This is a genomic window from Peptostreptococcus canis, assembly GCF_014229965.1.
In the GTDB taxonomy this organism is placed as follows: Bacteria; Bacillota; Clostridia; order Peptostreptococcales; family Peptostreptococcaceae; genus Peptostreptococcus; species Peptostreptococcus canis.
The window spans coordinates 92976-106965 of record NZ_JABGBW010000002.1; the positions used below are offsets into that span (position 1 = coordinate 92976).

Annotated in this window: 10 protein-coding genes, 1 riboswitch and 1 other annotated feature; of the genes, 1 reads left to right on the forward strand and 9 read right to left on the reverse strand. The window is 28.1% G+C overall.

Going from position 1 to position 13990, the window contains the following annotated elements:
• Positions 1 to 55 precede the first annotated feature (55 nt).
• Positions 56 to 231: riboswitch (Lysine riboswitch) on the reverse strand.
• 121 nt (positions 232 to 352) lie between these two features.
• Positions 353 to 1522 carry an iron-containing alcohol dehydrogenase gene (locus HLB29_RS03540; protein WP_185623782.1) on the reverse strand — a complete coding sequence of 390 codons (1170 nt, stop codon included), beginning with the start codon at positions 1520 to 1522 and terminating at the stop codon, positions 353 to 355.
• 403 nt (positions 1523 to 1925) lie between these two features.
• On the opposite strand from HLB29_RS03540, the gene HLB29_RS03545 reads away from it, so the two are divergent.
• On the forward strand, positions 1926 to 4112 hold the full coding sequence (locus tag HLB29_RS03545; RefSeq protein ID WP_185623783.1) for a YhgE/Pip domain-containing protein: 2187 nt from the start codon (positions 1926 to 1928) through the stop codon (positions 4110 to 4112).
• A gap of 263 nt (positions 4113 to 4375) precedes the next feature.
• On the opposite strand, the gene HLB29_RS03550 is transcribed toward HLB29_RS03545, so the two are convergent.
• The 8 genes from HLB29_RS03550 to HLB29_RS03585 all read right to left on the reverse strand — a co-directional run bounded on the left by HLB29_RS03550 (position 4376) and on the right by HLB29_RS03585 (position 13834).
• The gene (locus tag HLB29_RS03550) at positions 4376 to 4927 is read right to left on the reverse strand and encodes a tryptophan transporter (protein ID WP_185623784.1); all 552 of its coding nucleotides are present in this window, start codon (positions 4925 to 4927) and stop codon (positions 4376 to 4378) included.
• Positions 4928 to 5049: 122 nt separating this feature from the next.
• Positions 5050 to 5296, reverse strand: a binding site (T-box leader).
• A gap of 95 nt (positions 5297 to 5391) precedes the next feature.
• On the reverse strand, positions 5392 to 6195 hold the full coding sequence (locus tag HLB29_RS03555) for a Nif3-like dinuclear metal center hexameric protein (RefSeq protein ID WP_185623785.1): 804 nt from the start codon (positions 6193 to 6195) through the stop codon (positions 5392 to 5394).
• Positions 6158 to 6925 (reverse strand): tRNA (adenine(22)-N(1))-methyltransferase, encoded by a 768-nt coding sequence (locus HLB29_RS03560; RefSeq protein ID WP_185623786.1) that lies wholly within the window; start codon positions 6923 to 6925, stop codon positions 6158 to 6160. The genes HLB29_RS03555 and HLB29_RS03560 overlap by 38 nt, the downstream gene beginning before the upstream one ends.
• 120 nt (positions 6926 to 7045) lie before the next feature.
• Positions 7046 to 8200: an RNA polymerase sigma factor RpoD gene (rpoD, locus tag HLB29_RS03565; protein ID WP_185623787.1), complete on the reverse strand. Its 1155-nt coding sequence runs from the start codon at positions 8198 to 8200 to the stop codon at positions 7046 to 7048.
• 14 nt (positions 8201 to 8214) lie between these two features.
• Complete coding sequence (gene dnaG / locus HLB29_RS03570; RefSeq protein ID WP_185623788.1) at positions 8215 to 10080, reverse strand: DNA primase; 1866 nt, start codon at positions 10078 to 10080, stop codon at positions 8215 to 8217.
• 302 nt (positions 10081 to 10382) lie between these two features.
• Complete coding sequence (locus tag HLB29_RS03575; protein WP_185623789.1) at positions 10383 to 11336, reverse strand: MORN repeat-containing protein; 954 nt, start codon at positions 11334 to 11336, stop codon at positions 10383 to 10385.
• A gap of 180 nt (positions 11337 to 11516) precedes the next feature.
• Positions 11517 to 12383, reverse strand: coding sequence for a YitT family protein (locus HLB29_RS03580; RefSeq protein ID WP_185623790.1), 867 nt, complete (start codon positions 12381 to 12383; stop codon positions 11517 to 11519).
• Between the two features lie 26 nt (positions 12384 to 12409).
• Positions 12410 to 13834, reverse strand: coding sequence for a VanW family protein (locus HLB29_RS03585; RefSeq protein ID WP_185623791.1), 1425 nt, complete (start codon positions 13832 to 13834; stop codon positions 12410 to 12412).
• Between the last annotated feature and the right edge of the window lie 156 nt (positions 13835 to 13990).

Consider the following 13990-nt stretch of genomic DNA (forward strand, 5'->3'; position numbering starts at 1 on the left):
AAATGAAAATAAATTTAAAATGCCTCGGATGGACTCCGAGGCATTGAAATGCAAACTCATTGATAGCCCAACACAAGATAACCCTGTGACAGTGATACATATATTATATGTACCCCCAGCAATGTAATTTTAAAGCAAATTACACACTTCGGCGAATATTCCTTTTACTATATAGATGCTTTAATCTTTTAATATATAGCTACTGATAATCTTCGCGCCTCTACCTCTTATTTAATTCATATATTGATTATAAACTATAAAATACTATAATGCAATACTTTTTCAGGAAAATATTTATTATTTAAATTTTATAAAATTTTATAGATTATCCTTTTATTTGAAACATTTTTAATTATAGTAGGCAACTTTCATAAATCTTTCTAACATCTTCTGCCGTTAATTCTATAAATCCTTTTATAGTTTCACCTCTAACGGCTTGTGTGGCCATTTTATCAAAATATTTATTATCAATCCTTAATTCAGAGAGACTTGAAGGTATACCTAACTCTTTTGTAAAAAATTCTTGTGTCATATCAATTGCAGTATTTGCAATATCAAATTTATCAAGTGACGAATCAATTCCCCAAACATTAGTACCATATTCTACAAATTTATTAACAGTTTTATCATTTAATACATATCTCATCCAAGCCGGTGTTAAAATTGCTAACCCCTCTCCATGTGTAACATCATAAAACGCACTTAATTCATGTTCCATAGGATGAACCGACCAATTATTTGCAACACCATCAGATATCAAGCCATTAATTGCCCAGCTGGAAGCCCACATTAAATTGGCTCTTGCTTCATAATTTTCCGGTTCTCTACATGCTATAGGACCATAATGAAAACAGGTTTTTAAAATAGCTTCTGCCATTCTAGCCTGAAGATAACCACCTTCTTCACTTGTAAAATAATTCTCAAAAGTATGGCTAATTATATCAGCAGTACCGGCTGCCGTATGTTTATGTGGTACTGAATAGGTATATTCCGGATCCAAAATGGAAGCTTTAGGTATCAATAATGGAGATCTTGTTCCTAGTTTTAAATTATTTTTATAATCGGAAATAACCGAATTTCCATTCATCTCTGAACCCGTTGCTGCTAATGTTAGTATTGAAAATACGGGAATAGCATTTTTTATAAGTTTTTTATTTATAACTATATCCCAAGCATCACCATCATATTTTGTTGCAGCAGAAATTGCCTTTGCACAATCTATAGAACTACCTCCTCCAACTGCTAAAATAGCATTTATTCCTTTTTCTTTACATATTTTAGCTCCTTCTCTAACTGATTCTATCCTTGGATTTGGATCTACTCCACCTAATTCAAAGTATTCTATATTATTAATCCTCAACTGCTCTATTGTTGCATCAAATATTCCATTTTTTTTGATACTACCTCCACCGTATACTATTAATACCTTATCTGAATACATTTTTATTTCTTTTCCAATATTAACTATTTGATTCCTACCAAAAAAAATCTTTGTTCCAACTTCATATTTAAAATTATACATTTTCTTCACTCCTTTTTACATATATTCATATTTATTTTTGTGCCTTATTACATATTTTAACTTTAACATACTTTTTGATTGTTGCATAGAATAATAATAGAATCATTATACAAAGCTTTTTAGATTTATTCTTTCATTTATATTAAATTATTTTTAAAATTGATTATTCAAAATATATTTAATATATTGATTAATCATGCAATAATATTCTAATTATTAATAATATGTAATCTAATTTATACTTTACAATATTCCGTCTCTGTATTATAATTTTAGTTATTCCTAATGTTATTAAAAATTAGTATTAATATAAAATATTCTAATTCATTATTTTATTTTATATTAACTTAATAAATATATTTAATAAAAATACTTGATATTAATAAATATAAAGGTGGTTTAAATGAAAAATAATAAAAAAAATCGAAATTTATGGTATATCCCCAATTTAAGGAATGTTTTTTCAATATATAAAAAAGATTTAAAAGAAATCAAAAAGAATAAAGTTCTTTTGATTGTAATTATTGGTCTAACAATAGTTCCCTCTTTATATGCCTGGTTTAATATAAAGGCATTCTGGGATCCATATGGAAGTACAAAGTATTTAAAAGTTGCGGTTGTAAATCAGGATAAAGGAACGGAAATAAAAAATCAACATATTGATTTAGGAGAAAAGGTCGTTGAAAATCTAAAAGAAAATCCTCTGTTAGATTGGAATTTTGTCAGTTTATCAAATGCAAAAAAAGGATTAGAAAGTGGTAAATATTATGCTGTAATTGAAATTCCTTCCAATTTTTCAGAAAATATGGTTTCATTTACTAAAGAAGATGTAAAAAAAGCTACAATTAACTACACTGTTAATGAAAAAATAAATGCAATAGCTCCAAAAATAACTGACAAAGGTGCGAGTACGATTGAATCAAAAATAAGTAAAACTTTGATAGAAACAATAAGTAATGTTTCTCTTTCAGCACTTGGCGGTATTTCAAATTCTATAGGTGATGTTAATCCAAAATTGGAAACCATGAAAAAAACACTTAAAAAAATAGATATTCAATTGAATAATGTAAAAAATCTCGCAAATACTGGTGGCAAAAGCATGGATGAGATACAAAAACTGTTAGATAGTAATAAAAAAAATTTACCTGAAATTAAGAGAACTATTGATAACTCTAAGAATATGGCAAAAGAGCTCCAGTCATCAATCAGGAATGCCAATAATTCATTTAGAAATCTGAGTCCGAACCTAAGAAAAGACTTAGAAAGTGTAGGTACAATAGTAGGACAAAACTCTGATTTAGCCAACACTTTAAATAATGCTGGTATTGTAGGAGAAGATGCTAAAAATATACTCATTAGGATGAAATCTAAAAATTCATCGGCAATAGCAATAACCGAGAGTCTCATAGGAATCCTAAATAAAATCAATGGTATAAATTCTCATCTACTTAATGCCGGCATATCAGATTTAAATGATTACCTCGGTATGATGAAAGATTTAGATAGGCTATTATCCGACTCAATCACACTTGTAGAATCCGGAAATAATTTATCTACTTCAACCATGAGTAGAATATCTTCTTTAGCAGATGGATTAAATAGAAAAACTATAGATGTCTTAATCGGTTTCGATGAAAAAATAAGAATACCTATTGATAAAATTACAAATAACGGATTGAAAATATCTGATGATTTAAACAGGATAATCTCAACTAATGACAATATTTACCCTACTATAAATAGTTTGCTAAACAATGCTACAACCATAAATACGGGATTTAAATCAGCTACAAATGTTACCTCTAGCTCAATTGACACTTTAAAATCTCAAATTGAAGATGCTATTGTTTCTATTGAGAAAATACAGGATAATCAGGATTATAAGGACTTTAATAAAGTGATAAAATCTAATATACTAGATAGAGTTGAATTCCTAAAAGACCCTATAGAATTGAATGAAAAAAAAATATATAAAATTGAAAATTATGGTTCAGCTATGACTCCTTTTTATAGCGTACTTGCAGCTTGGGTTGGATGTTTGATATTAATTTCTATTTTATCGACTACAGTATCGGGTGATTATAAAGCAGTTGACAAATATTTTGGTAGAATGTTATTATTTTCTACTTTAGCTATATTACAATCTATAGTGATAGCATTGGGAAATTTCTTTATATTAGGTGTTACAGCTAAGCATCCTTTTATGTTCACAATTATATTAATCTATTGTAGTATAGTGTTTGTAAGTATAGTATATTCGCTAGTTTCACTATTTGGCACCGTGGGTAAGGGTGTAGGAATATTTTTGCTTGTAATACAAATTGGAGGATCTGGAGGTACTTTCCCTATTCAGATGACCCCTAGTTTCTTCAGGGCTATTAACGCTATTATACCTTTTACATATGGTATCGAAGCTTGCCGTGAAACTATTGGCGGAATATATTTACCGAATTTATTAAAAGATTTAATTGCTCTTTCAATTTTTATGGTATGCATTGTAATATTTTCTATATTGATTAAAGATAAGGTTAACAAAATTGGTAGTCCATTTAAAAAGATGTTTAATAATAGTTTCTTAATTGGACATTAAATTATAAAATAATAATTTAATAAAATAGAGATGACTCAAAAGTTTTTAGACTTATCACTCTAGAACTATTCATTTTTTAATAGTTTTTAGTTTGATTATAAAAAATATTCTAACTTTTAAATCATCTCTATTTTCTATATCATTTTTTAGTTTATTAATTATTTCTTTTAACATGAAACAATTAATATACCAAAAACCAAAATTCTAAACATTAGCAACTATATTATAATCTCAAATTAAATTTATAAATTACTTATTACTAATTAACTTATCTGATAGTTAGTTCTTTTTAGTGATAAAGAAATAATTTTAAATAAAATTAGAGCTGCAACTATATTTATTACAGTTGATGGAACCACAACTGCTAAAAACAGTTTAAAAATTCCGGCTGGTAATCCTGCCATTAGAGATGCAAAATATAGAAATACAAAACCACTCACCAATGTTCCAAATAATGTCATTATTGATACAACTATTAAATTCCCCTTACTTCCAAGTTTATTAATCATAGGACTTATATACAAAGCCTTCATAAATATAAACATCACATTTACAGTAACTATTTTATCTATAAAATTAGGAGCCTGACCACCAGGAAGTTTAGTTGTAAGTGCAGTAAAAATACCTGTAGCTATGCCGGCAATTAAACACATTTTGTAATCTTCACGATTAAGTATCATAATACAAAACAACATAACCAATGTTAGATCTGGAGTTATACCAGCTCCTATTGCGGGAAATATCTGGTGTAATAATACTCCTATTCCCAATAATATTGCATTTAAAATCATTTTTTTTGTTTTAGAATTCTTCATTTTTACTACCTCCATATAATTTCTACTGTAATATTTTAATAGCACTTCCTTTTAATTATGAGTAAAATATAGTTTTTCGGGCAAAGGGGTATAACTTTTTATAAAAAAAACTCCGCCCCTATATATAGGGCGAAGTATAAATTCCGCGTTGCCACCTAAATTATACAACTAAAGTTGTACATCTCATTTTCAGGAACACATGATTCCCTATCCGCTATAACGTGCAGCCCACGGTGAAGTCTACTTTAGCAATAATTTCGATTCACTCCTCAAAGATCCATTCACTTAGTATCTATTATCGATATTCCACCATCATCGACTCTCTATAAAAAAAATAATTAAGCTACTCCTTCTCATCACAGGATTACTATAAAATATCAATATATATTTGCTATGAATACATAATATTATAAAAATTATATACTGTCAACAGTTTTTTAATATTTTATTATTTTGCGTATGTATTAAATAATTGTAAAAGGGTTTATTAAATTATTTGTTTTTATTACTTCTACATTATCGATATTTTTTTTCAAAAATTCCATAATAGAGTCTGCAAATATATACTCAGTTTCAAAATGCCCAAGATCCATAACACAGGCTCCTATTTCCAGAGCATCCATTGCTTGATGGTACTTCATATCACCTGTAATTAATATATCTATATTCATTTCTTTTGTCATTTTAAAATATTCGGCTCCTGCTCCAGTAACTACAGCTATATTTTTGACATCTTTTTCAAGATCGCCTATAAACCTTACTTTTGACACATTTAATTTATTTTTAATGATATTGACTAAATCCTCCGCACTCATTTTTTGATTTAATATGCCAATCCTACCCAAACCATACTCTGCTCCATTTAAATACGATTCTTCTTTTCCTATAACATCTAATATACCTTTATTTTCTATTTCAATAATTTTAAGAAAATAATCGTTTAAACCATCTAATGCTACATCAAAATTTGTATGCATGCAGTAAACGGAAATATCATTTTTTATGAGTTTGTATATTAAATTACCTTTGATATCATTTTTCGTTATTTTATTTATCTTAGAAAATAAAAATGGATGATGTGATATTATTAAATCTACATTTTTTTCAATAGCTTCATCAACTGTTTCTTGAGTTACCTCCAAGGTAGTCATAATTTTTTTTATATCGTTATCCTGATTCCCAATGTTTAAACCGGAATTATCCCATGAATATTGTAGATATTCCGGGTACTTATTTTTTACAATATCGATTATTTTTTGTAGTTTCATATCTATTCTCCTTTTGTATCATAACTAACATTCTTTTTAATTTATGACGACGTGTATTAATTTCATCAATACGTTTTGATACAAGATGCTTTTCAACTTCTGATAACTTTTTTAATATCGATTCACATTCTTTTAATTTCCTATTTATAAGTTCAACAAGTAAATCTTCTTTTTTATCTATTAATTTTTGTGGAATTTCAAAATATAAGTTCTCTTTATAATCCTTCATATCAATTTTTCTTTCATAAAATTTCGGATTATATTTACACTCTATAATTTCATATATTCTAAAATCCTCATTAACTAAATGTTCATCCATAATTTCAAAACCGTTTTCTATTAGGAAAAAACGTAGTTCTTCCGGAGCTTGCATGGGTTGAAGTATCATTTTATTAAGCATTTTACAAATTTCTAAGTCCTTTTTAATAATTTCAGATATTAATATACCTCCCATCCCGGCTATAATTACTTCATCAACTTCATTACAATCAAGAATTTCAAGACCTGAACCTAATCTTAAATCAGCCATTTTTTCCAAATTGTTCTTTTTGATTTCACTTCTGGCGTTGTCAAGAGGTCCCTTATTTATATCTGAAAGAACCGCTCTATCGATTACCCCTTTATTTAACAGATATATCGGAATATATCCGTGATCAGTACCTATATCCGCTAAAAAAGCTCCTTCTGTCACTAAAGTAGCTATTTTTTCCAATCTGGCTGTCAATTTCAAACTTAGTTTCTCTCCTTTCACTTATAAAAATAATAGGTATATACTTAATATAAAATATCAAATATATACCTAAAGATTATCTACTAAAATTTCCTTGTAAATCTTCACAATATAAATAATCTAATCAAGATAGTCTCGAAGTTTTTTTGATCTACTTGGGTGTCTTAACTTTCTAAGAGCTTTAGCTTCAATCTGTCTTATTCTTTCTCTAGTAACTTCAAACTCTTTTCCTACTTCTTCCAGAGTTCTAGCTCTTCCATCCTCTAATCCAAATCTAAGTTTTAAGACTTTTTGCTCCCTTTCATTCAAAGTACCTAAAACTTCTTCTATCTGTTCTTTCAAAAGTGAATAAGCAGCTGCTTCAGCAGGTGCCGGAGCATCTTCATCAGGTATAAAATCACCCAAATGACTATCTTCTTCTTCTCCAATTGGAGTTTCAAGAGAAACCGGATCTTGTGCTATCTTCATTATTTCTCTCACTTTTTCTTCTGACATATTCATTTCTTTGGCGATTTCTTCGGGTTTAGGATCTCTCCCCAATTGTTGAAGCAATTGCCTTGAAACCCTTATTAATTTATTTATCGTTTCAACCATATGAACAGGTATTCTTATAGTTCTGGCTTGATCTGCAATGGCTCTGGTAATCGCCTGTCTTATCCACCATGTTGCATATGTTGAAAATTTATATCCTTTCTTATAGTCGAATTTTTCAACTGCTTTAATAAGACCTAAGTTTCCTTCTTGAATTAAATCTAGAAAAAGCATCCCTCTACCAACATATCTTTTTGCAATACTTACAACTAAACGTAAGTTTGCCTCTACCAGCTTATCTTTTGCGTACTCATCGCCTTCTGTCATTCTTTTTGCATATTCTACTTCTTCTGTTGCTTTTAAAAGTGGTATTTTTCCTATTTCTTTTAGATACATTCTGACAGGATCATCTACACTTATCCCCTTTGGAATTGGAATTTCAGTGGTTTCATTTTGATTGACATCATCTTCTTTATCTATATTTTCCTCATCAATAGATTTTATGTCCAAATCATCCGGTTCAGTTAAAGCTATATCGGCTTTGACTTCTTTATCATCAATGACCTCTATACCAAGATTACCTAAAGTTTCATATAAATTTTCTGTTACGTCTTTATCTAACTCATTTCCTTGAAAAGCTTCCATTATATCCATTAGAGTTACAGACCCTTCTTTTCTACCTTTTTCAAAAAGCTTCTTTTGTGCTATTTTATTAATAACAATCTTGTTTTCATTTTCAGCCATACTAAACCTCCTCCCTACAATGATTTTATTTTTTTATTTTCTTCTACAATTTCCAAAGTTATTTTCATAATTTCCTTATTTACCTCTTCTGCTTCTGGATTAGTTTTATCCATTGTCTTATATCTATTTTCCAATATCTTCAACTTCTTTGATAATTCCTCTAAATTGCCACTAATTCTAGATTTTAAAAATTTATTAGTTATTTTCTCAATTTCTCCTAAATTATCAAGATTTATGTTAGACAAATTTACTGAATCCAATTTTGCCATATAATTTAAATCTATACCTAAATTATTTAACTCATTAGTATTAATAATGCCCTTATTTTCAGTTGTTAAAACCTCAGAATAGATTTTTTTGCTGTTTTCATCACTTAAATGATCAATTTCGACTTTTAAAGGTATTATTTCTCTTGCAGTATCACTAAGTAACATAGCCTTTATCAAATTTCTTTCTATATTAATTTCACCATCCTCAATCTGTTTTATTATTTTAGTTGTCATTTCATCATGCTCATTAATATTTTTTTCTGTTTTGATATTTGATTTTTTGCCATTAAATTTGTTTCTATAAATTGTTTTAGCACTAGTTAGGTTATTTCCAAATATTTCATTTTTTATTATTTCCTGATTTGTATTTGTAATTGATGCAAGATAATCAATATAATAATTTAATTCAATAGGACTTTTAATCCTTCTAACAATTTTTACTGCTTCTTTCAAAAATAGCATAATATCTTTTCTATCGTTTTTATTGTAGTTTTTAAATAATATATCTATTTTAAATTTTATTGAATCAGATGAATTTTCTATTATATTTAACATTTCTGACAATCCCTTTGAACGTATAAATTCATCTGGATCTTTATATTCTCCTAAATCTAAAACCCTTACCTTTATTCCACTATTTTCTAATATATGGATAGCTCTTAATGCCGCATTTATACCTGCTGAATCAGAATCATAAGAAATCACAATACTATCAGCAAACTTTTTAATTAAATCAGCTTGACTTTCCGTTAAAGCAGTACCTAGCGTTGCCACCACATTCTTTATTCCAAATTGATATAGTGATATTAAATCCATATATCCCTCTACTAAAATCAATTCCCTTTTATTTCCGATAAACTTTCTAGAAAAATTTAAACCGTATAAATTAAGCCTTTTATTAAACACGTCACTTTCAGGTGAATTCAAATATTTTGGAAGTGAGTCGTCAAGAACTCTTCCTCCAAATCCTATAATATTAGACTTATAATCAAATATAGGAAATATTACTCTATTCCTGTATTTATCATAAAAAATATTCTTTTCTTTTTTATGATTTATCAAACCACATTCTACTAAATCCTCAATTTTGTACCCCTTTTTAATCATATAATTTTTTAGTGAGTCCCATGAATCAGGTGCATATCCTAATCCAAAATTTTTTATTGTCTTTTCATCAAGACCTCTTTTTCTTAAGTATGATATACCTGGATTACCATTCATCTCTACTAGGCAATAATAGAAAAATCTCGCAGCTTCCACATTAATTTCCTGTAATTTTTTAATTTTTTCTAGTTTTAATTTGGTTTTTTGATCAATTTTTTTATTAATTTCTACTCCGCTTTTTTCTGCTAAAAATTTTACGGAATCCATAAAATCAAGATTCTCTATTTTCATAATAAAAGAAACTACATCTCCCCCTTCTCCACAACCAAAACATTTAAAAATTTGTTTAGATGTATTTACATGAAAAGATGGGGTTTTTTCGCCATGAAAGGGACAAAGCCCTTTGTAATTAGAACCTGAAGGTTTTAATTGAATATAGTTTGATATTACATCTGCAATATCATTTCTAGATTTTATTTCTTCAATTATATCTTTTAAATCATTCATAACATCATTCCTCATACCGCCAGTGTTCTATTATAATAAATTTTATAATATATTTCAAGTGTACAATATATTATTTTCGACAAAAAAGCCATATTCCCTTTTTTTTTCAAAATTTTTTTTATACTATTTGTAATTTTTTTGTATTTTAATCCATTAACATCAATTTAATATATTTTATAAATAAAAACTAAATAATTTTTTATAAAATTAAATAAATCTATGATATTTAATTCTAAATATCATAGATTTTAAATTTATTATTAAAAATATCCATCAATCACAATTACTATAACGATAAAAAATTAAATAAAATTAGCAAATACATCTTCAAAGGATTTATCAAAAATTGAAGGTTTATCGTACTTCCAAGTTCCATTATAAATAGGCTCATCATTTAAATAAAATATCCCTAATCCATGTTTCTGTCCTTGTTGAAATTCGCCTTCATACCATTTATTCTTATTCCAAATATATCTTCCCATTCCGTGAATCTGTCCTTTTTTCCATTCACCATCATATACTAACTCACCCTTCGAATTAAAACAAGAACCATCACCATCCATATGACTATCTTTAAATTCCCCTATATAGATATAGCCGTCTTTCCAAGTATATATACCTAAACCGTCTTTTTTACCATCTAACCAGTTACCCAAATACTCATCACCATTATTATACTTCATTCTGCCAATACCATTACTCTTATTTGTCACAAAATTACCTATATATTCATTTCCATTTGAAAAAGTAAAACTGCCCTTTCCTTCTCTTACGCCGTTTATAAACTGACCTATATATTCAGTATTGATGCTTCCTTCTTCGTCTATATCAGGTGAAAATATATAGGAACCTATTCCTGTTATTTTTCCATCTATCAATCTACCAATATACATATCTCCATTAGTAAATTTATATATCTGAACCATATCATTTTCAAGTGCATCTTTCATCTTATCTTCTTCAGTGTCATCTAAAAAGGTAAATACATCTGCAAGTTTTTCATTTTTAGAAATTTCTTCCTTCTGTGACTCTATATATAGTTCTTCTTTTTTGATTTCTTCTTCATTTTTTTCTTTCTCAATTGGAAAACCCATCATTTGTTTTTCTAACTCTAAAACTTCTTCTTCTGGAGCAAAAATACCTTTTTTTAGAGCTGTTTTTTTCTTTAATTTGAACATTTTTAAACTTTTTTTTATTTCATCTATTTCATTAATGTAACTACTATACAGTTCTACATAATTTTTTGATAAGCTCAAATTAATTCCCCCTCCATTTCATTTTATATATCGAAACAAAAACTTCTAATATATATTATATCATAAAAAGTAAACTCATGGTAAATAAAGTTCTTGATAACTGAAAAACACCCTTTAAATACAAAGGGCATTGTCAGTTATATTAATTTGAATCTTTTATAAATATTCATACCAAGAAATTTATAAATCTTTAGGCTTAAAACCTCTACCTTTCACTTCACTTATGTCATTTATAGTTATAAATGCACTTGGATCATGTTTAAAAGCAAGTTCTTTTATTTTAGGAATTTCACTATAAGAAACGGTAGTATATATTATCTTTTTCTCCTGCCCAGTATATGCACCAGTAGCATGAATAAAAGTTACGCCTCTTACCATCTCTCTAATAATATCTTGTGCAATAGGCTCCGGATTATCAGATATTATTATAAGTGATCTTTGGTAATTCATAGCATCTTTAATAAATCCCAGAGCGAGAGAACTAACATAAAAACCGATTAATGTATACAATCCCAATGTAAGTCCAAACATTATACTTCCTAACATTACAACAACAACATTCAAACCAAAATTTGTGTTTTTTATTTCAATATTTTTTTTTATTTTTAAAATTGCTGCTATTATATCTGTACCACCTGTAGATGCTTTAGCTCTAAATACGAGACCTATACCAATTCCATTCAAAAAACCTCCAAAAATTGTCTGCAAAAATATATCATTTACTGGAATTAAATGACCGATGTTTTGAGTTATACCTAAAATTAATGAATACATAATCATATTTATCATACTCATTACGCAGAAATCTCTCTTTAAGTATATAAATCCTATTGCAAATATTGGTATATTTAATAAAAAAGTCATTAAACCAACATTTAACCCAGTAACATAATTTATAGCAGTAGCAAACCCGGTAACTCCACCGCTAAGTAAATGTGCTTGTCTTAAAAAACCATTTACTCCAACTGCTGATATACATAAACCTAAAATCATAGTTGCAAATCTCAAACTTGGATGTTCTTTAAATCTATCTCTTACTTGACTCATTTTTTCTCCTATCCAATTTGTAAACTTTACTGACCTTGAGCTTGGGAACTTGGAGGTGGTGTCTGTTGTGGAACAACTCTTGGTGTTGAAGGAACAGCTTTTGGTTTAGGTGCAGCAGGCTTTGAACCAACTCTTACAATCCCCATCTGTGCAGGATAAGAACTTATTCCTATCTTTTCTGTTTTTATAGTTTTCCCAGATTTATCTTTATATATTCTGTATGTAACAACTGTATAGCCAGGTCTGGAGTACTTTTCTATTACTTTTCTTCCTGCTGGTAAAGTTGGATCTTGAATTGTTTTACTTCCAGCTCCTCTAGATCCCAACATCTGAGTTGATATTTCAATATTTTGCATATCCTTCTTTGAACCATATATTTGTGAATAAACTTTTCCTTCATACACAAAATTTTTCAAATAAATATTATTTTTAAATGGATTTTTAAATTTGAAATCCTGTCCTGGATTTCCATCATACACAGTAGCATCTCTACCTAGAGATACATAATCAGAAGGTATTGTATGATTTCTTCTATTAGTAATTTCCATCCCAGATAATAATGCGGTATTAAATATAGTAGATGAAGTTTGACATACTCCACCACCACAACCTAAAACAAGTTTTCCACTTTCTATTACAGGAGCGTATTTATATCCATTTGCTATAGTTTTATCTCCTGTTAATCCATTAAAAGAAAACTCATCCCCAGGTTTTAATACTATACCACCCGAATCTTCTGCAGACTTCTTTATATTATAATCTCTACCCTGCATGCCTCCAAAACTTGTAGAATACGAAGCCAGTAAACTATCTATCCCTTTCAAATCAACCACTTTAAATTTCGCTTCTTTTAATTTAACTGCTAAATCAATTGTAAACTTATCTTTTTTTAGACTTGTATCTACTTTTTTTGCTGAATCCAACACATTCATTGTTCTTCCTGGTTCATCCGGTACAACGACAGTTTTTTCATCTTTATACTCCATTGTAGCATTCTTTACCGGACTGTCTAATTCAGCTTTTATATCAATGAGTTTCTTATTTAATTTATCTTTATCATAAGTCATAACCAATGGAATGATACTTTTACTACCAAAATCAGCTTTCATCGTTTTGTACATATTAGAAAAAATACTACCATTTCTATTTACCATATATGCATCTTCAACAGTTTTATCAAAGTCTATTTTTAAATTTAAACTACCCGGATCAACATCCCATTTTAATTTTCTATGTTTCAATATAATTTTTTTAAATTTTTCATTCTTATTAAGTTTAATAGTCGCTTGTTCCTTAGTTAATTTTGACAAATCAACATCGGCAACTATTACATTATTGGCAATTTTATCGGAATTAATTTGATATCCCAAAACTCCAGAGCCAATTGCCAATACACCTACCAAAATTCCTACTGGTACGATGATTTTTGCATTAGTTTTCAAAAAACTCATCTTTATTCTCCTTTTAACTAAATTTAATATAATGCTATCGGAATAATTATATCATAATCGAATCAAATATAGCAATAAACAGATTATCAAATTGAAAAAATAATTGTTACAATTACAAAAAACTACAAAAATAAAAAATTTCTAACAAGTATAGAA

What these genes read in the sequence shown, in the direction of transcription:
- HLB29_RS03585 (WP_185623791.1), bottom strand. Translation starts at nt 13,834, where the DNA reads ATGAGTTTTTTGAAAACTAATGCAAAAATCATCGTACCAGTAGGAATT.
- HLB29_RS03545 (WP_185623783.1), top strand. Translation starts at nt 1,926, where the DNA reads ATGAAAAATAATAAAAAAAATCGAAATTTATGGTATATCCCCAATTTA.
- dnaG (WP_185623788.1), bottom strand. Translation starts at nt 10,080, where the DNA reads ATGAATGATTTAAAAGATATAATTGAAGAAATAAAATCTAGAAATGAT.
- HLB29_RS03540 (WP_185623782.1), bottom strand. Translation starts at nt 1,522, where the DNA reads ATGTATAATTTTAAATATGAAGTTGGAACAAAGATTTTTTTTGGTAGG.
- rpoD (WP_185623787.1), bottom strand. Translation starts at nt 8,200, where the DNA reads ATGGCTGAAAATGAAAACAAGATTGTTATTAATAAAATAGCACAAAAG.
- HLB29_RS03555 (WP_185623785.1), bottom strand. Translation starts at nt 6,195, where the DNA reads ATGAAACTACAAAAAATAATCGATATTGTAAAAAATAAGTACCCGGAA.
- HLB29_RS03550 (WP_185623784.1), bottom strand. Translation starts at nt 4,927, where the DNA reads ATGAAGAATTCTAAAACAAAAAAAATGATTTTAAATGCAATATTATTG.
- HLB29_RS03580 (WP_185623790.1), bottom strand. Translation starts at nt 12,383, where the DNA reads ATGAGTCAAGTAAGAGATAGATTTAAAGAACATCCAAGTTTGAGATTT.